17 protein-coding genes and 1 riboswitch are annotated in these 17,208 nt (G+C 68.4%); of the genes, 11 read left to right on the plus strand and 6 right to left on the minus strand.

All coding sequences use genetic code 11. The features are described 5' to 3' along the window. Positions 1-39 precede the first annotated feature (39 nt). The 4 genes from msrB to AC5P5R_RS05585 all read left to right on the plus strand — a co-directional run bounded on the left by msrB (position 40) and on the right by AC5P5R_RS05585 (position 4,840). Entirely contained in the window at positions 40-615 is a 576-nt protein-coding gene (gene msrB / locus AC5P5R_RS05570) for a peptide-methionine (R)-S-oxide reductase MsrB (protein WP_164281763.1), read from the plus strand. Positions 616-617: 2 nt separating this feature from the next. Further along, entirely contained in the window at positions 618-2,384 is a 1,767-nt protein-coding gene (locus AC5P5R_RS05575) for a cytochrome c biogenesis protein DipZ (RefSeq protein ID WP_100438831.1), read from the plus strand. 14 nt (positions 2,385-2,398) lie between these two features. Then, entirely contained in the window at positions 2,399-3,136 is a 738-nt protein-coding gene (msrA, locus tag AC5P5R_RS05580) for a peptide-methionine (S)-S-oxide reductase MsrA (protein WP_100438830.1), read from the plus strand. A 255-nt stretch (positions 3,137-3,391) separates the two neighbouring features. Beyond that, positions 3,392-4,840, plus strand: coding sequence for an aminotransferase-like domain-containing protein (locus AC5P5R_RS05585; RefSeq protein ID WP_032966406.1), 1,449 nt, complete (start codon positions 3,392-3,394; stop codon positions 4,838-4,840). A gap of 75 nt (positions 4,841-4,915) precedes the next feature. Here the strand turns inward: AC5P5R_RS05585 and bioD are convergent, their stop codons facing one another. After that, positions 4,916-5,599, minus strand: a complete 684-nt coding sequence (gene bioD / locus AC5P5R_RS05590; RefSeq protein ID WP_100438829.1) for a dethiobiotin synthase — start codon at positions 5,597-5,599, stop codon at positions 4,916-4,918. A gap of 68 nt (positions 5,600-5,667) precedes the next feature. On the opposite strand from bioD, the gene AC5P5R_RS05595 reads away from it, so the two are divergent. Together AC5P5R_RS05595 and AC5P5R_RS05600 are read left to right on the plus strand one after the other, a co-directional pair. Further along, positions 5,668-6,150, plus strand: coding sequence for a GAF domain-containing protein (locus AC5P5R_RS05595; RefSeq protein WP_005407940.1), 483 nt, complete (start codon positions 5,668-5,670; stop codon positions 6,148-6,150). Next, positions 6,147-6,509: a TfoX/Sxy family protein gene (locus AC5P5R_RS05600; RefSeq protein ID WP_005407939.1), complete on the plus strand. Its 363-nt coding sequence runs from the start codon at positions 6,147-6,149 to the stop codon at positions 6,507-6,509. The genes AC5P5R_RS05595 and AC5P5R_RS05600 overlap by 4 nt, the downstream gene beginning before the upstream one ends. Positions 6,510-6,577: 68 nt before the next feature. Here the strand turns inward: AC5P5R_RS05600 and AC5P5R_RS05605 are convergent, their stop codons facing one another. Beyond that, positions 6,578-7,156, minus strand: a complete 579-nt coding sequence (locus AC5P5R_RS05605) for a histidine phosphatase family protein (RefSeq protein WP_005407938.1) — start codon at positions 7,154-7,156, stop codon at positions 6,578-6,580. A gap of 143 nt (positions 7,157-7,299) precedes the next feature. Continuing rightward, positions 7,300-7,522: riboswitch (cobalamin riboswitch) on the plus strand. Between the two features lie 115 nt (positions 7,523-7,637). Between AC5P5R_RS05605 and btuB the strand changes: the two genes are divergently transcribed. After that, entirely contained in the window at positions 7,638-9,479 is a 1,842-nt protein-coding gene (btuB, locus tag AC5P5R_RS05610; RefSeq protein WP_111722863.1) for a TonB-dependent vitamin B12 receptor, read from the plus strand. A 100-nt stretch (positions 9,480-9,579) separates the two neighbouring features. On the opposite strand, the gene gph is transcribed toward btuB, so the two are convergent. The 3 genes from gph to AC5P5R_RS05625 form a co-directional block, all read right to left on the minus strand. After that, complete coding sequence (gene gph, locus AC5P5R_RS05615; RefSeq protein ID WP_100438827.1) at positions 9,580-10,236, minus strand: phosphoglycolate phosphatase; 657 nt, start codon at positions 10,234-10,236, stop codon at positions 9,580-9,582. A gap of 65 nt (positions 10,237-10,301) precedes the next feature. After that, a complete protein-coding gene (locus AC5P5R_RS05620; protein WP_012479036.1) occupies positions 10,302-11,093 on the minus strand; it encodes a class I SAM-dependent methyltransferase in 792 nt (263 codons plus the stop codon). Further along, positions 11,090-12,019, minus strand: coding sequence for a LysR family transcriptional regulator (locus AC5P5R_RS05625; RefSeq protein WP_012479035.1), 930 nt, complete (start codon positions 12,017-12,019; stop codon positions 11,090-11,092). Before AC5P5R_RS05625 ends, AC5P5R_RS05620 begins: the two co-directional genes overlap by 4 nt. A gap of 108 nt (positions 12,020-12,127) precedes the next feature. On the opposite strand from AC5P5R_RS05625, the gene AC5P5R_RS05630 reads away from it, so the two are divergent. Next, positions 12,128-12,766, plus strand: a complete 639-nt coding sequence (locus tag AC5P5R_RS05630; RefSeq protein WP_164281705.1) for an NAD(P)-dependent oxidoreductase — start codon at positions 12,128-12,130, stop codon at positions 12,764-12,766. A gap of 161 nt (positions 12,767-12,927) precedes the next feature. After that, on the plus strand, positions 12,928-13,839 hold the full coding sequence (locus tag AC5P5R_RS05635) for an MBL fold metallo-hydrolase (RefSeq protein WP_012479033.1): 912 nt from the start codon (positions 12,928-12,930) through the stop codon (positions 13,837-13,839). 336 nt (positions 13,840-14,175) lie between these two features. On the opposite strand, the gene dinB is transcribed toward AC5P5R_RS05635, so the two are convergent. After that, on the minus strand, positions 14,176-15,246 hold the full coding sequence (gene dinB / locus AC5P5R_RS05640) for a DNA polymerase IV (RefSeq protein WP_100438825.1): 1,071 nt from the start codon (positions 15,244-15,246) through the stop codon (positions 14,176-14,178). A 190-nt stretch (positions 15,247-15,436) separates the two neighbouring features. On the opposite strand from dinB, the gene fabA reads away from it, so the two are divergent. Next, complete coding sequence (gene fabA, locus AC5P5R_RS05645; RefSeq protein WP_005407930.1) at positions 15,437-15,952, plus strand: 3-hydroxyacyl-[acyl-carrier-protein] dehydratase FabA; 516 nt, start codon at positions 15,437-15,439, stop codon at positions 15,950-15,952. Beyond that, on the plus strand, positions 15,952-17,160 hold the full coding sequence (fabB, locus tag AC5P5R_RS05650; protein WP_012479031.1) for a beta-ketoacyl-ACP synthase I: 1,209 nt from the start codon (positions 15,952-15,954) through the stop codon (positions 17,158-17,160). The genes fabA and fabB overlap by 1 nt, the downstream gene beginning before the upstream one ends. Positions 17,161-17,208 lie beyond the last annotated feature (48 nt).

Raw genomic sequence — 17,208 nt, forward strand, 5'->3', positions numbered from 1 at the left:
GGCGCAGCATGGCCCCGTCGCCCCTTCCCGGAGTCCGCCATGTCCCTTACCCGACGCGATCTGCTGGGCCTGGGCGGTGTTGCCACCGCCGCCGGCCTGCTCGGCCTGGGGGCCTGCAGCCGTGCCGCCCCGGCCGCCGCTGAAGCGCGCCCGTCGCGACAGTTCGAGGTCATGCGCAGCGATGCCGACTGGCGCCAGCGCCTGACCCCGGCGCAGTACGCAGTGCTGCGCCAGCAGGCGACCGAGCGCCCGTACAGCAGCCCGCTCAACAAGGAACACCGGCAGGGCACGTTTGCCTGCGCCGGCTGTGCGCTGCCGCTGTTCTCCTCCTCCACCAAGTTCGAGAGCGGCACCGGCTGGCCCAGCTTCTGGGCGCCGCTGCACAACGCCATCGGCGAAGACCGCGACGTCACCTTCGGCATGCTGCGGGTGGAGGTGCACTGCCGCCGCTGCGGTGGCCACCTCGGTCATGTGTTCAACGACGGGCCTCGCCCAACCGGACTTCGCTACTGCATGAACGGCGCGGCGATGGTGTTCGTTCCCGGTGCCGCTGAGGGCGGTACCGCCGATGGCTGGCGGGTGCCGGTCGGTTCTTCCCCTGCTTCCGGAGCCTGACGATGCTGCTGTTGCTGCTTGCCTACCTGGGGGGCGCGCTGACCCTGCTCAGTCCCTGCATCCTGCCGGTGCTGCCGTTCGTGTTCGCCCGTGCCGACCGCCCCTTCCTGCGCAGCACGCTGCCGCTGCTGCTGGGCATGGCACTCACCTTCACCGTGGTCGCCAGCCTGGCTGCGGTGGGCAGCCAATGGGTGGCACAGGCCAACCAGGTCGGACGCTGGATCGCCCTGCTGCTGATGGCGCTGTTCGCACTGGCATTGCTCTGGCCACGACTGGCCGACCATCTGCTGGCGCCGTTCCAGCGCGTGGGTGCCCGCTTGAGCGCGCGTGCCGATGCGGCCGACGCAGCGGGGCGTGGCGGTGCGTGGACCTCGCTGCTGATCGGCATCGCCACCGGCCTGCTGTGGGCACCCTGCGCCGGGCCGATCCTCGGCCTGGTGCTGACCGGTGCCGCGCTGCACGGGGCCAGCGCCGGCACCAGCACGCTGCTGCTGGCCTACGCGCTGGGCGCAATTACCGCACTGGCGCTGGCGGTATGGGTAGGTGGCCGCGTGTTCCGCGCGCTGCAGGCGCGGCTCGGCCTCGGCGATGTGCTGCGCAAGGTACTGGGCGTGGCCGCACTGCTGGCGGTGGTGGCGATCGGGCTGGGCTGGGATACCGGCCTGCTGACCCGCCTGTCTACGGTCAGCACCGCGCGCATCGAGCAGGGCCTGCTGGATGCCGTTCCCGGTGCGCAGCCGGCAGCACCGTCGATGATGATGGCGGGCCCCGATGCGAATGCCAATGCACCGCTGCCAGTGGAAGGCACCCTGCCCGCGCTGGATGGTGCCACCGGCTGGCTCAACAGCCCACCGCTGACGGCCCAGCAGTTGCGCGGCAAGGTGGTACTGGTCGATTTCTGGACGTACTCCTGCATCAACTGCCTGCGCGCGATGCCGTTCGTGCACGAATGGGAACGCCGCTACCGCTACCACGGCCTGGTAGTGGTCGGCGTGCACACGCCGGAGTTCGCCTTCGAGCGTGACCCGCGCAACGTCATGAAGGCGGTGCAGCAGCTGAAGGTTGAGTACCCGGTGGCGCTGGACAACCAGTACACGATCTGGCGCGCGTTCAACAACCGCTACTGGCCGGCGCAGTACTTCGTCGATGCGCAGGGCAACATCCGCGGCCACCAGTTCGGCGAGGGCAACTATGCGCGCTCGGAACAGGTGATCCGTCGCTTGCTGACCGAGGCCGGCCAGACGAACCTGCCGCCGCCGGCCGATCCGGCCGCCGCCGATCTGAAGGGCGTGGCTGCGCAGGCCGACATGGGCAATCTGCGCTCGCCGGAAACCTATCTGGGCCACGCCCGTGCCGAGCAGTTCGCCTCGCCCGGTGGGCAGCGCAGCGACACCGCGTTCGACTACACGTTGCCGGCCAGCCTGGCGTTGAACCAGTGGGGCCTGTCCGGACGCTGGACCGTTACCGACGAGGCTGCGCAGCTGCAGCAGGCCGGTGGCCGCATCGCCTTCCAGTTCCATGCGCGCGACCTGCACCTGGTGCTGGCACCGGGCCAGGAAGGAAAGCCGGTGCGCTTCCGCGTCCTGCTGGATGGCAAGCCATTGCCCGCCACCGATGCCGGCACTGATGTCGGCGCCGATGGCAGCGGCGTGGTCGACGAGCACCGCCTCTACCAGCTGGTGCGCCAACGCGGCACGGTCAGCCCGCACCGCTTCGAGATCGAATTCCTCGATGCGGGCGTGCAGGCCTATGCCTTCACCTTCGGTTGAACCGGGAGGACACGATGAAATTCTCCTTTGAACAGGGCATTGCCGCTGGCGTTGCCGGACTGGTGGCCACGGCACTCATCGCCGGCGTGCTGCTCGTTGACCATGGCGCCATCGCGGCACCGGTCGAAGCCAGCGCGCAGACCGGCGCGCTGCCAGCACCCAGCGGCGATGCCGCGTTCCGCGATGACGCCACCCACGCCAGCGTGGTGTTCGCCGGCGGTTGCTTCTGGGGCGTGCAGGGCGTGTTCCAGCATGTCAAAGGCGTGAGTAATGCGGTGTCCGGCTACATCGGTGGCAGCGCTGCCAATGCCCGCTATGAGCGGGTCAGCAGCGGTCAGACCGGTCATGCCGAAGCGGTGAAGGTCGACTACGACCCACGCCAGGTCAGCTATGGGCAGTTGATGCAGGTGTTCTTCTCGGTGGTGCACGACCCGACCCAGCTCAACCGTCAGGGGCCCGACCACGGCAGCCAGTACCGGTCGGCGATTTTCACTGACGACGCCCGCCAGCAGGCGGCCAGCCGCGCCTACATCGCCCAGCTCGGCCAGGCCGGCAGCTTCCGCGCGCCGATCGTCACCCAGCTGGTCAGCGGCCAGCGCTTCTACCCGGCCGAGAGCTACCACCAGAACTACATGACCAACTACCCGCAGGCCGCCTACATCCGCTACTACGACGCTCCGAAGCTGGCCGCCTTGGGCAAGCAGTTCCCGGGGCTGTACCGGCGCGATGCGGTGCTGGTGCCGATGCGCTGACGGCATTTCCGTGGGGCCGGCTGGCGCTCGGTGACGCTCCTGCCAATGCGGTAACGACCCGGGTAGTGCCGGCCGCTGGCCGGCTCCTGCGGTTCCAGGGAATGCCGGCCAGCGGCCGGCACTACCAAAAAAAGACGCACGGCCATCCAGCCGTGCGCTTGGAAAGTACCGGCCGTGCCCCGATCAGGCCCGGCCGACAACGACATGCTAGGCTCGCCGTCATCATGGGTACAGCACCAGATGGCGGGAAACTCGATGGATACAGATGATCAGAGCGCAATGATCCCCCCCCGCTACCAACGGCTGTCCGACGAACTGGCCGAGGCCATCCATGGCGGCCGGCTTCCGGTAGGCAGCCGCCTGCCCTCGCTGCGGCAGATGGCGTCGCAGCGCCGGCTCAGCCTGAACACGGTGATCGCCGCCTACCGCCAGCTGGAAGACGCTGGTCTGGTCATTCCGCGGCCCAAGGCCGGCTTCGAGGTCGCGCCGCGGCTGTCGGTGCCGGAACGTTCGCTGCGCGACACACCTTCTGCGCCCACCGCGCCGCTGCAGCAGGTACTGATGGCCCGCGTGCTGGAAGCACAGCGCCGCCCCGGCGTGATCGACCTGGCCTTTGCCGGCCCGCGCGGTCGCCAGTTCTACCCCGGAGCGCAGCTGGCCAAGCACACGGCGCAGGTACTGCGCCATGGCCAGCAGACCGTGGAGACCTACGCTCGCCCCAACGGCTCGCCACGGCTGCTGGCGCAGATCGTGCGCCGCGGCCCGCGCATGGGCCTGCATACCCACAGCGAACGCCTGCTGCTGACCCACGGTGCGATGGAAGGGCTGCAGCTGGCGCTACGCGCGGTCACCCAGCCCGGTAATGCGGTCGGCATCGAGGCGCCGTCCTACTTCAACCTCTACCCGTTGCTGGCCAACCTCGGCCTGCAGGCCATCGAACTGCCCACCCATCCGCAGCTCGGCCTGGATGTGGATGCGCTGGACGCGCTGCTGGAGCACACGCCGCTGGCCGCACTGGTGGTGATGCCGACCGTGCATAACCCGCTCGGCTGCACCATGCCGACCGCCGCCAAGCAACGCCTGGCCGAACTGGTCAACGCACGCCAGCTGCCGCTGATCGAAGATGCGGTGTATGCCGAACTGCAGTTCTGCGAACCGCCGGCACCGCTCCTGAAGGCCTTCGATCGCGATGGCTGGGTGATGGTGGTCGGCGGCTTTTCCAAGACGCTGGCGCCGGATTACCGCATCGGCTGGCTCGATGGCGGCCGCTTCGCCGAGCGCATCGCGCTGCTGAAATTCCAGTCCACCGGCGGCGAGCCGCAGCTGCTGGGCGACGCGGTGGCGGCCTATCTGGAGGCGGGCAGCTACGAGCACCACCTGCATCGCATGCGCCGCCTGTACCGCGAACAGGTCGGACGGCTGCGCCAGCTGGTGGCCGAACACTTCCCGGCCGGCACCCGCGCCACCGAACCGCAGGGTGGCTTCCTGCTGTGGCTGGAACTGCCCGGCGTGGACACGCGCGAGCTGTTCGAGCGTGCACTGCAGGAGGACATCGTGTTCATGCCCGGCCAGGTGTATTCACGCGGCGCGCGGTATCGCCATTGCCTGCGGCTGTCGTGCTGCCAGACGCTGGATGCACGCTTCATCGGCGCGGTGGAGCGGTTGGGTGCGATCGCGCGGGAGCTGGCGGCCGCAGCACGGTAGTGCCGGCCGCTGGCCGGCAACTGCACGCAGGTGGATACATCGAGGTTGCCGGCCAGCGGCCGGCACTACCCCAGGTCAATCGAGCAGATGCGCGCTCAACGCTTCGCCATCCGCTCCCGGCAGATGTGGCAGCCGCCCCCAGCACGGCATCGGCAGGCGCTGCTGCAGCGTTGCGATGTTCTCATCCTGGCGCTGCATCGCCGGGTCGATGTGGTTGCCGATCCAGCCCAGGCACTCCACGCCGCTGGCCTGCAACGACTGCGCGGTCAGACGCGCGTGGTTGACGCAGCCCAGCCGCATGCCCACCACCAGCAACACCGGCAACCGCAATGCGCGCACCAGGTCGAGCTGGTCGAGCGTGGCCGAGACCGGTGCCAGCCAACCGCCAACCCCCTCCACCACCACGACATCGGCCTGCGCGCGCAGCCGCTCGAACGCTGCCATGATCGGCGCCAGCTCCACCTGCACGCCGTCCTCGGCAGCGGCCAGCTCCGGTGCCAGCGGCTGGCGCAACGCATATGGGTTCAGATCGGCATAGTCCGGTACCGGCCAGCTGGCCGCCTGCAGCGCCAATGCGTCTTCGTTGCGCAGGCCCTGGCCCAGGTCTTCGCTGCCGCTGGCCACCGGCTTCATCCCCACCGCGCGCAGGCCGCGCCGGCGCAGTGCGTGCAGCAGCGCGGTGCTGGCCGCGGTCTTGCCGATCTCGGTATCGGTGCCGGTGACGAACAGGGCGGGCGGCAGCGTGGCGGGCAACGGCATCGACGGGCTCCAACAGGGCAACAGTGTGTGCATTATCGCTGGCCCGGCACGCTTGCTAGACTGCTGGCATGTTCGCCAATGCCTCGCTCACCGGCAGCAAGCCGGAACAATACGCCCAGCTGCTGGAACAGGCCCGTGGCCTGGTCTACGCCGAGTCCGACCGCATCGCCAACGCGGCCAACCTCTCGGCCCTGGTCTACCACGCCCTGCCCGACCTGAACTGGGTGGGCTTCTACCTGTACGACGGCAAGGAACTGGTGGTCGGCCCGTTCCAGGGCCTGCCGGCCTGCGTGCGCATCCCGCTGGACAAGGGCGTGTGCGGTGCCGCCGCCAGCCAGCGCGTGACCCAGCGCGTAGAGGACGTCGACGCCTTCCCCGGCCACATCGCCTGCGATTCGGCCTCGCGCTCGGAACTGGTGGTGCCGCTGCTGCGCGGCGATGAACTGATCGGCGTGTTCGACATCGACAGCCCGAAGGTCGGCCGCTTCGATGCCGACGACCAGGCTGGCCTGGAAGCCATCGCCCGCGTGTTCGTCGAGGCGCTGGGATGAGCGCACCGAAGCTGCGCAACATCGGCCCGAAAAGTGCGGCGTGGCTGCGCCAGGTCGGCCTGCGCAGCCGCGACGACCTGGTCGCGATCGGAGCCGTCGGCGCCTTCGTCAAGGTCAAGCGCGCCGGCTTCAAGCCCAGCCTGAACCTGCTGTACTCGCTGGAAGGCGCTTTGCTGGACTGCCATTGGCAGGAGCTGAGCGAGCCACAGCGTGAAGCACTGGTGCAGGATTACGAAGCACGCATCGCTGCGCATCCGCTGAAGGCAGCCGGCCCGGCGTCGGGCCCGGTGCATGAGCAGCGCTTCGATGCCGACGATGACGCTGAGGACAGCGTGGCCGAGGGCGCGGACGAGGATTGAGGCCTCCGCGTTCCTGGGGGATGTGTGATGCGGGATCGGTAGCGCCGGGCCATGCCCGGCGAGTGCGCTCAGGGCTGCTGCAGCTCCAGCAGCTCACCCACCAGCCCGATCTCGCCGCGCTCCAGCCACACCCGCAGGCGCGTGCCGTGGTCGATGCGCAGCGCCCAGCACAGCGACATGGGCAGGCCGCAGACCTGCGACAGCACCATGCGCAACGGGCCGCCATGGCTGACCACCAGCGTCGGCACCGGATCGTCATCATCGAGCAGGCGATCCAGCGCGCGCGCGATGCGCCGCTCGAAGTGGCCCCAGCTCTCGCCATTGGGCGGCGGGAACGCGTGCGGGTCGGCATGGAAGGCCGCCAGTGCATCCTCCGGCAAGTCGAACAGCGACCGCCCGTCCCAATCGCCGAAGTCCAGTTCTTCCCATTCCTCATCCGCTTCCACGTCCAGCCCACGCGGCGTGGCCAGGGCCATCGCCGTATGCAGCGCGCGCAACCGCGGTGAACTGATCACCCGCTCCCAGCGTTGCCCGGCGTAGGCCTCGACCAGCTCCTGTGGCAGGCCGGCCAGCTGCGGTGGATCGCTGCGGCCATCGAGGAACTCATCGCGACCGTTGCCGGCATGGCGGACCAGGTCGAGGATCATGCGCGCGTCCCGGACGGGCGACGCAGGTACAGCGGAAAACGGGCGGACATCGGCAACGGCACCACGGGATCGAGCAACCATTCTAAAGGCACAGCAAAGGCAGTCGCGCAGGCGCGACGCAACGGGACGGCCTGCGATGCCGTAGACTGCGCGCACTTCCAGGTGACCTGCGGCCATGGCCGGCAGGTTGAAACGGGAAGCCGGTGACGCGTGATTCCACGCCAGGCCGGCGCTGCCCCCGCAACGGTAAGCACGTCAGTTCCAGGCAACACCGCCACTGTGCCGCAGGCATGGGAAGGCGCCTGGACGGTGGCCTCGCGCCACCCGGCGGCAAGCCCGGAGACCGGCCCGGAAGCCTCAGGTCGCGATGCGGTGGGCATGGCGCTGGATGACCGTGGCGTGCGCTGCGGCATCGGCGCACGCCTGCCTTCGCGGCTCCTCCCCTTCGCCACGCGGGCGTGCGTGGCACCCGGAGTCCCCCATGAAGCTGCAGTCCCGAATGCTGTCCCTGGCCGTGCTGGCCGCCCTGCCCGCGCTGGCCCAGGCCGCCAATGACACCACCGCGCTCGACCAGATCCTGGTCACTGCCACCCGCACCCCGATCGCCCTGCAGGACAGCATCGCGCCGGCGCAGGTGATCGACCGCGCCCAGATCGAATCCAGCCAAGCCACTTCGCTGCAGGAACTGCTGCGCGGTCGCGCCGGCATCAACCTGGCCAATGCCGGCGGCCTCGGCAAGCAGAGCTCGCTGTTCCTGCGCGGTACCAATTCCGGCCACACCGTAGTGCTGGTGGACGGCGTGCGCATCAACAGCGCCGACCTCGGCCTGGCCATGTACCAGGATCTGCCGCTGGCGCAGATCGAGCGCGTGGAGATCGTGCGCGGCCCGCAGTCGAGCCTGTACGGCGCCGACGCCATCGGTGGCGTGATCCAGATCTTCACCCGCCGCAACCAGGGCGATTTCGCCCCGCACTTCCAGCTTGGCGGTGGCAGCAACGGCCTGCGTGAAGCCAGCGGTGGCATTGGCGGCGGTACCGAACGCGGCTGGTTCGGTGCCGACATCGCCTACCAGCATTCCGACGGCATCGATGCCTGCCGCGGCTCGGCCACGCTGTTCGCCGGCTGCTTCGCCGACGAGCCCGACCGCGACGGCTACCGCAACCTGTCCAAGAGCCTGCGCGGTGGCTACACCTTCAACGAGCAGTGGAACGTGGAAGGCAGCGCCCTGCGCGCCGACGGCAGGAACCATTACGACGGTTACTACAACTATTCGGAAACCCGCCAGCAGGTGCTGGCCGGCAAGGTGCGCTACACCCCGTCCGAGCGCCTGGCATTCACCGCAAACGTCGGCCGCAGTGACAACGAGTCGGACAACTTCGGCGACTTCGGTGCACGTGGCAGCGCACAGACCCACCGCGACAGCGCCTCACTGCAGGGCGATTTCGGCGTGGCCGAGGGCCAGCTGCTGAGCGCAGGCGTGGACTGGAGCGAAGACAACCTGGATGGCAACAGCGCGGGTTACCTGGTCGACAGCCGCCGCAACACCGGCGTGTTCGTGCAGTACCAGGGCCGCTTCGGCCGCCACCAGCTGCAGGCCAGCGCACGCAACGACGACAACCAGCAGTTCGGCAACCACGCCACCGGCAGCGTTGGCTGGGCGATGGAGCTGGGCCACGGCCTGCGCCTCAACGCCAGCTATGGCACGGCGTTCAAGGCACCGACCTTCAGCGATCTGTACGACCCGTGGAGCGGCGTGCCGACGTTGAAGCCGGAGAAGTCCAAGAGCGCCAACCTCGGCGTTTCGCAGCAGGGCCAGGGCTGGCACTGGGGCCTGGACGTGTATGAAACCCGCATCGATGACCTGATCACCTACGATGCGGCAACCTTCAAGATGCAGCAGGTGGAGAAGGCCCGCATCCGCGGTGCCGAGCTGACCGGTGGCGTGCTGCTGGCCGGCTTCGACATCAACGCGCAGCTGAGCTACACCGACCCGCGCAACCGCACCGGCGGCAGCACCCAGTTCGACAACTGGCTGCCACGCCGCGCGCAGCAGACCGCGCGCCTGGACATCGACCGTCGCTTCGGCGATTTCCGCGCAGGCCTGACCGTGCAGGGTGCCGGCAAGCGCTACGACGATGCCGCCAACACGGTGAAGGTGGGAGGCTACGGCACGCTGGACCTGCGCGCTGAGTACGCACTGACGCCATCGTGGTCGCTGCTGGCACGTGCCGCCAACGTCTTCGACCGTCGCTACGAAACGGTGGCATGGTTCAACCAGCCCGGCCGCGAGTACCAGTTGGGCGTGCGTTACCAGCCGAAGTGAGCGCAACGGTCATGGTGGTGCCGGCCACTGGCCGGCAACATCATGACCTTCGGCAACGCATTCCGGGTTGCCGGCCAGCGGCCGGCACTACCCCTCTGCTTCAGCCCCGCAACCCCGGAAGTTCACGCAGGTCGTCGATCACCGCCACCGCATGCGCGGTGGCCAGGTCCAGGCCGCGCGGATAGCCGTAGCGCACCAGCGCGATCGGCATGCTGGCCTCTTCGGCGGCGCGGTAGTCGGTCAACGAATCACCCACCATCAGGCAGGACTCCACCGGCAGCCCGAAGTGCGCGGCGATGTGCCGCAGTGGCTCGCCACTGGGCTTGCGCTGCGGCAGCGAATCCCCCCCCAGTACCAGCGCGAATGCATCACCGATACCCAGGTGCTGCAGCAGCGGCGGCACCAGTGCTTCGGGCTTGTTGGTGCAGATCGCCAGCGGCACGTTGCGCGCACGCAGTTGCGCCAGCGCTTCGCCCACGCCGTCGAACAGTCGCGGGCTGCGCAGCAGGCACTCACGGTAGTGCACCATGAACACCGGCATCACCTCGGCCAGGTCCACCTCGCGGCCGGCGGCCTGCACCGCCTGTTCGACCAGACGACGCACACCGTCGCCGATCCAGCCCAGAACCGTGGCTTCCGGCACGCGCGCCAGGCCGATGTCTTCCAGCGTGCGGTTCAGTGCTTCGGCAATATCGGCAGCGCTGTCGACCAGCGTGCCATCGAGGTCGAACACGACCAGCGGATAGGGATACGACAAGGGAACGGCACCTGTGCGACGTGGGGCCGTCCATTGTACGCCGCTGGTTTTTGCACCGATCCGCCTCAGCCGATCCGGCGCGCGCGGGTAGCCAGGAAGGTGGGCAGATAGCGGTCGATCAGGAAGCGCGGCTGCGGCTGCCAGTCTTCCATGAAGCGATCGATGACGAAGCCGGCATCGAGCTGGCCACCGATCAGTTCGGTCAGGCTGTGGCCGAAGGTCAGCGCATCGCCCCGCGCCAGTTTCGCCTCGCGCTCGGCCGGTGGCAGGTCTTCCAGATCCGAATAGGGAATGGCGTACTGCGGTCGGATCAGGCCCTGTGCATCCAGCTGCGGATCGCGTGCACCGACGAACAGCACCGGGTTGTAGAAGCTGGCCATCAGCATGCCATCACGCGCCAGCACGCGGCGGCATTCGGTCCACACCGGCCGGACGTCGGGCACGTACAGGTTGGAGATCGGGTGGAACACCACATCGAAGCTGTCGTTGGCGAAGGCGTGCAGATCGCGCATGTCGCCCTGCACCGTGCGCAGTTGCAGGCCATCACGCGCCGCCACCTGACGATCCTGCTCGAGCTGGCCATCGGACAGATCGAACACGGTCACCTCCGCCCCGGCCGCCGCCAGCACCGGGGCCTGCTGGCCACCGCCCGAGGCCAGGCAGAGGATGCGGCGGCCGCGCACATCCCCCAGCCAGTCCAGCGGCAGGGCGCGAGGCGTCAGGTGCACCTGCCAACGTCCTTCGCGCGCGGCGGCAACGGTTGAACTTTCCACCGGGCGCGACCATTCGCGCACTTCACTGGCCTGGCGGTCCCAGGCAGCACGGTTGTGGTCGATCAAGGCCTGTCCGTGGTTCATGTGTTCTCCTTGCCCGGTGGGCGCCAATCCAGATCCTGGAAGGCCGGGCTGGCGAAACACTCGGCCAGGAAGTCCAGGAATCGCCGCATGATAGCGGGCTGCTGGCGCCGTGATGCGTACACGGCATGAATGCCGAGTTCGTCCAGACTGAACTCGGGCAACAACTCGATCAGCTCGCCACTGCGCAGCAGTGGCGCCACCTGGTAGGTCGGCAGCATCGCGATGCCGGCGCCCGCACGCACCGCTTCCAGCAACAGCGAGGCTTCGTTGGCGCTGATGTTGCCGCCCACCGCCACCGACAGCGAACGGCCATCGCGGTGCAGCTGCCACAGGCTCTTGCCCACGTAGTGATGGGTCAGGCAGTTGTGCGCGGCCAGGTGTTCCGGGGCGGTAGGCGTACCGCGCGCCTGCAGGTACGACGGCGTCGCGCACAGCACCGAGCGGCAGGTGGCCAGCCGTCGTGCGATCAGGCTGGGATCGATCTGGCGGGCGATGCGCACCGCAAGGTCCACCCGCTCTTCCACCAGGTTCACCATGCGGTCGACCAGCAGCAGCTCGATGCGCGCCGCCGGATGGCGTGCGACAAAAGCGGCCACCGCACGCGCCAGGTGGCTCTGCCCGAACGACACGCTGGCGGTCACCCGCAGCGTGCCATGCGGTTCGGGATCGTCGCTGGCCAGCTCGCCCTGCAGTTCCTCGCCGATGGCCAGCATCTGCCGGAAGCGCGCCAGCGCCGCCTCGCCCGGGCCGGTCAGGCTGACCCGGCGCGTGGTCCGGTGCAGCAGGCGCGCGCCCAGCCAAGCCTCGACCTCGGCCAGGTAGCGGCTGACCATCGCCCGCGACATGTCCAGCACCTCGGCGGCGGCGGTGAGGCTGCCGCGCTCGGCCACCTCGACGAATACGGTCATGGCGGTCAGTCGGTCCATATGCTCGATCCATGCAACAAACAAGCGCGTTATACGCTGTTTTTCGAGCGACTGCAGCGGCCTAGAGTGGCCCCATTCCCACCCCACACCGCCCCACGGAGTCCTGCCATGAAGATCGCCCTCGTTGGTTCCACCGGCAACATCGGCCGCCAGATCGCCCGCCACGCGCTGGCCAACGGCCACGAACTCACCGTCATCGTGCGCAGCGCGCAGGATCTTCCGGCCGAACTGGCCGGTGCCCATCCGGTGATCGCCTCGCTGGATGACCAGGATGCCCTGGTCGCCGCCATCGCCGGCCACGACGTGCTGGCCAGCGCCTATGGCCCGCGTCCGCGCGATGACATCGGCCGCGTCGGCGAAGTGGCCGCGCAGCTGGCCGCCGCCGCGCGCAAGGCCGGTGTACCGCGCCTGGTGGTGGTCGGTGGCGCCGGCAGCCTGGAAGTCGCGCCGGGCGTGCAGCTGGTCGATACCCCCAACTTCCCGGAGGCCTACAAGCCGTACGCGCTGGCCCATCGTGAAGCCTTCAATCGCCTGCAGGCGGTGGACGACCTGGACTGGACCTTCTTCTCGCCGGCCGCCGAAATCGGCCCGGGCGAAGAGCGCGGCCAGTACCGCGTGCAGCCCAAGGCCTTCCTCGCTGATGCCAGCGGCCACAGCCGCATCAGCTACGCCGACTACGGCGCCGCGTTCGTCGCCGAGCTGGAAGCGCAGCAGTACCCGAAGCAGATCATCACGGCCGCGTACTGATCATGGCGTCCGCCGGGCATGGCCCGGCGCTACCCAGCTGTAGAGCCGAAGGCAACGGCAGGAGCCGTTGCCAGCGTCGCTTGCGACGGCCCGCAGGGGCCCGGGCAAGGACGCCCGGCATAGCCCACGTTCGGCTCCCCATTCGACACAAGGAATTTCCAATGCGCACCGCTGCCCTGCTGCTTCCCCTCGCCCTGGCCGCCAGCTTCACCAGTGCGCCGCTGCTGGCCGCACCGGCCACCGCGGCGCCCGCGGCAGCGACAAAATCCCAGCTGCACCTGCAGACCTTCCATCCCGGTCCGCAGGCGATGTTCTCGGTGTCCTCGGTGCTGATCGAAGGCCGCCGCGATGCGATCCTGGTCAACGCGCAGTTCGGCGCCAGCGATGCGCGCAAGCTGGTCGAGCTGATCCGCGCCAGCGGCAAGCAGCTGACAACGATCTACATCAGCCACGGTGATCCGGACTACTACTTCGGCCTGGCTACCCTGCAGGACGCGTTCCCGCAGGCACGCATCGTCGCCACTGCGCAGACCGTTGCCCACATCCAGCAGACCCAGGCCGGCAAGCTGGCCTACTGGGGGCCGAAGATGGGTGCCGACGTGCCGTCGCGCATCGTGGTGCCGCAGGTGCTGGATGGCGATGCCCTGCAGCTGGAAGGCCAGCGCCTGCCGCTGATCGGCCTGGATGGCCCGACCCCGGACCGCACGGTGCTGTGGGTGCCGTCGCTGCGCGCGATCGTCGGCGGCATTCCGGTGGTGGCCGGTGAACACGTGTGGATGGCCGACACGCAGACGCCGAAGTCGCATGCCGACTGGCTGCAGACCCTGCAGCGGTTGCAGGCGCTGAAGCCGAAGGTGGTGGTGCCGGGGCATTACGCGCCGGGTGCCGCACTGGATGCCAGTGCGCTGCGCTTCACCGCAGACTACATCCGCGCGTTCGATGCCGAGGCGGCCAAGGCCAAGGACAGTGCGGCACTGGTGAAGGCGATGCAGGCGCGTTATCCGAAGCTGGCGGGCGTGGCGTCGCTGGAACTGAGTGCGAAGGTGGCCAAGGGCGAGATGCAGTGGCCGTGAGGTAGGGAGTTTTCTTTTTGCAGGGCTGCGCCCTGCACCCGCAGAGGCAACAGCAACAGCAACAGCTGGCTATCCGTGGGATGGCGGGGTGGGTCCGGTTGCGGGGGACGCTGCAAGTACGTCCATGTAAGCTCGGTCGCGGCTTGCTCGTGTGCGCTGTCCTGCGCACACGGCAAGACCGGGGTTGGGCGTCCTGCCCAACCCGCCCGAGGCATGCCTCGGGCCCATGCGGCTCACGCCCCCGCAACCGGACCCACCCCGCCTTCGACAGTTTCCTGCTGCTGATGGAACCTGCTGCTGTTGGTGGGTGCCGACCGTTGGTCGGCACGGCAATGATCAGTGCTCGAACAGTTCCCCCTGCACCACCGGCTCCTTTTCGCGGAAGCCACCCAGCCCGACGCCGACCAGGCGGTAACGGGTCTCCGCCGGCAGATCGACGCGGGCGCGCAGGGCCAGCGCGATGTCGCGCAGCTCTTCCATCGATTCCGGCGGGCGCTCCGGGGTGAAGCTGCGGGTGAGGATGCGGAACTGCGCGGTCTTCAGTTTCAGCACCACGGTGTGGCCGATGCGCTCGGTCTTGCGCGTGGCGTTCCAGGTCTTCCCTGCCAGCTGCACGATCGCCTCTGTCAGGTCTTCCAGCAGCAGGTCTTCGGCGAAGGTGTCCTCCGAGGAGATCGACTGCACCTGCTGGTCCGGTTCCACCGGCCGCTCGTCGATGCCACGTGCGCGGTTGTACAGGCTGCGGCCGAAGCTGCCGAATGCCTCTTCCAGATCGATCAAGGCCCACTGCCGCAGGTCGCCGCAGGTGACGATGCCGCGCGCGGCCAGCTTGCCTTCCATGACCTTGCCGACGCCGGGCACGCGGTTCACCGGCAGCGGCGCCAGGAACGCATCCACGCGCTGCGGTGGAATCACGAACTGGCCGTCGGGCTTGCGCCAGTCCGAGGCGATCTTGGCCAGGAACTTGTTCGGCGCGATCCCGGCTGAAGCAGTCAGGTTCGTTTCCTCGCGGATCTGCGCGCGGATGGTGCGGGCGATGTCGGTGGCCAGTTCAATGCCACTCTTCGGCTCGCTCACGTCCAGATAGGCCTCGTCCAGCGACAGCGGCTCGACCAGGTCGGTATGGCGCAGGAAGATCGCGCGTACCTGCTGTGACACCGCCTTGTAACGCGCGAAGTCCGGCGGCACGAAGATCGCGTCCGGGCACAGGCGCTCGGCACGCACGGCGGGCATCGCCGAACGCACGCCGAACACGCGCGCCTCGTAGGACGCCGCACACACCACCGAGCGGGCGCCACGCCATGCCACGACCACCGGCTTGCCGCGCAGTGACGGATCGTCGCGCTGCTCCACCGACGCGTAGAACGCGTCCATGTCAACGTGGATGATCTTGCGCAGTCGGGTCATGTCAGGTGGGAAAGGCGGGGCCGGGCCGGGTGGGCCACACGCCGAAGTATGGTCGTTGCACATCAACAGGATGCGCGTATTCCCTTGAAAACACTACGGTTGCGTACGGTTGAAATGTTTGATCGGCGCAGTTTCCACGGGCATTCTCGGGCGCTTGTTTCCCTGTTCTTCGCTTCCAGGATTGTGCTTCATGACCCGTCTCCACGCGTTCAACCGCGAACAGCTGCTGGCCAGCGCACGCGGTGAACTGTTCGGCACCGCTGCCGGCCGTCTGCCCAACGACCCGATGCTGATGTTCGACCGCATCACCGACATCCGCGAGGACGGCGGACCGCATGGCAAAGGCATGGTACGCGCCGAACTGGATATCCGCCCGGACCTGTGGTTCTTCGGCTGCCATTTCATCGGCGACCCGGTGATGCCCGGCTGCCTGGGCCTGGACGCCATGTGGCAGCTGACCGGCTTCTTCCTGACCTGGCTGGGCGCCCCCGGCAAGGGCCGCGCGCTGGGCTGTGGCGAAGTGAAGTTCACCGGCCAGGTGCTGCCGGAAGCCAAGCTGGTGCGTTACGAGATCGACATCAGCCGCGTCATCAACCGCAAGCTGGTGATGGCCCAGTCGGACGCCCGCATGTACGTGGATGACCGCGAAATCTACAGCGCGCGCGACCTGCGCGTCGGCCTGTTCACCGAAACCGGGAGCTTCTGATGCGTCGCGTCGTCATCACCGGCATGGGCATCACGTCCTGCCTCGGCAATGATCTGGATACCGTTTCGGCCGCGCTGCGCGAAGGGCGCTCGGGCATCACCGCCCTGGCCGACCACGCCGAAGCGGGCCTGCGCAGCCAGGTCGGCGGTCGTGTCGACCTCGATCTGGAGGCGCTGATCGACCGCAAGCAGAAGCGCTTCATGAGCGATGCGGCAGCCTTCGCCTATCTGGCCATGCGCGATGCCATCGCCGATGCCGGGCTCAGCGCCGAGCAGGTCAGCAGCCTGCGCACCGGCCTGATCGCCGGTTCCGGTGGCGGCTCCAGCGAATGGCAGATCGGCGCGGTCGACCTGCTGCGCGAACGTGGCGTGCGCAAGGTCGGCCCGTACATGGTGCCGCGCACGATGTGCTCGACGGTCTCGGCCTGCCTGGCTACGGCCTACCAGATCAAGGGCGTCAGCTATTCGCTGTCGGCCGCCTGCGCGACCTCGGCGCACTGCATCGGCGCGGCCGCGGACATGATCCGCCATGGCGCGCAGGACATCATGTTCGCCGGTGGCGGTGAAGACCTGCACTGGTCGATGAGCGTGATGTTCGATGCGATGGGCGCGCTGTCGACCAGCTTCAACGAAACCCCGGCCAGCGCCTCGCGTCCGTACGACAAGGACCGCGACGGCTTCGTCATCGCCGGTGGTGGCGGCATGCTGGTGCTGGAGGACTACGACCACGCCGTTGCGCGCGGCGCGCACATCCACGCCGAACTGATCGGCTATGGCGTGACCTCCGACGGCGCCGACATGGTCGCTCCGTCCGGCGAAGGCGCGGTGCGCTGCATGAAGATGGCGCTGCAGGGCGTCGATCGCCCGCTGGACTACCTCAATACCCACGGCACCTCCACGCCGCTGGGCGACGTCACCGAGCTCAATGCGATCCGCGAAGTGTTCGGCGATGCGGTGCCGCCGCTGTCCTCGACCAAGGCGCTGTCCGGCCATTCGCTCGGTGCGGCCAGCGTGCACGAGGCGATCTACTGCCTGCTGATGATGCGCGATGGCTTCGTTGCCGGTTCGGCCAACATCGGCGAGCTGGACCCGAAGGTGGAGAGCTTCCCGATCCTGCGCGAAAGCCGCGAGCAGAAGCTGGATACGGTGATGTCCAACAGCTTCGGCTTCGGTGGCACCAACGCCGCGCTGGTGTTCGGGCGAGTGTGATGGGGCAGGTGTGCCGACCAACGGTCGGCACCCACCAGGGCAGTAAAG

Source organism: Stenotrophomonas sp. YJH_SMC_19, from assembly GCF_059367915.1.

Excerpts from the sequence above, each read along its gene's own strand:
- msrB (WP_164281763.1), top strand. The coding sequence starts at position 40 with ATGTCCCTTACCCGACGCGATCTGCTGGGCCTGGGCGGTGTTGCCACC.
- AC5P5R_RS05575 (WP_100438831.1), top strand. The coding sequence starts at position 618 with ATGCTGCTGTTGCTGCTTGCCTACCTGGGGGGCGCGCTGACCCTGCTC.
- msrA (WP_100438830.1), top strand. The coding sequence starts at position 2,399 with ATGAAATTCTCCTTTGAACAGGGCATTGCCGCTGGCGTTGCCGGACTG.
- AC5P5R_RS05585 (WP_032966406.1), top strand. The coding sequence starts at position 3,392 with ATGGATACAGATGATCAGAGCGCAATGATCCCCCCCCGCTACCAACGG.
- bioD (WP_100438829.1), bottom strand. The coding sequence starts at position 5,599 with ATGCCGTTGCCCGCCACGCTGCCGCCCGCCCTGTTCGTCACCGGCACC.
- AC5P5R_RS05595 (WP_005407940.1), top strand. The coding sequence starts at position 5,668 with ATGTTCGCCAATGCCTCGCTCACCGGCAGCAAGCCGGAACAATACGCC.
- AC5P5R_RS05600 (WP_005407939.1), top strand. The coding sequence starts at position 6,147 with ATGAGCGCACCGAAGCTGCGCAACATCGGCCCGAAAAGTGCGGCGTGG.
- AC5P5R_RS05605 (WP_005407938.1), bottom strand. The coding sequence starts at position 7,156 with ATGATCCTCGACCTGGTCCGCCATGCCGGCAACGGTCGCGATGAGTTC.
- btuB (WP_111722863.1), top strand. The coding sequence starts at position 7,638 with ATGAAGCTGCAGTCCCGAATGCTGTCCCTGGCCGTGCTGGCCGCCCTG.
- AC5P5R_RS05620 (WP_012479036.1), bottom strand. The coding sequence starts at position 11,093 with ATGAACCACGGACAGGCCTTGATCGACCACAACCGTGCTGCCTGGGAC.
- AC5P5R_RS05625 (WP_012479035.1), bottom strand. The coding sequence starts at position 12,019 with ATGGACCGACTGACCGCCATGACCGTATTCGTCGAGGTGGCCGAGCGC.
- AC5P5R_RS05630 (WP_164281705.1), top strand. The coding sequence starts at position 12,128 with ATGAAGATCGCCCTCGTTGGTTCCACCGGCAACATCGGCCGCCAGATC.
- AC5P5R_RS05635 (WP_012479033.1), top strand. The coding sequence starts at position 12,928 with ATGCGCACCGCTGCCCTGCTGCTTCCCCTCGCCCTGGCCGCCAGCTTC.
- dinB (WP_100438825.1), bottom strand. The coding sequence starts at position 15,246 with ATGACCCGACTGCGCAAGATCATCCACGTTGACATGGACGCGTTCTAC.
- fabA (WP_005407930.1), top strand. The coding sequence starts at position 15,437 with ATGACCCGTCTCCACGCGTTCAACCGCGAACAGCTGCTGGCCAGCGCA.
- fabB (WP_012479031.1), top strand. The coding sequence starts at position 15,952 with ATGCGTCGCGTCGTCATCACCGGCATGGGCATCACGTCCTGCCTCGGC.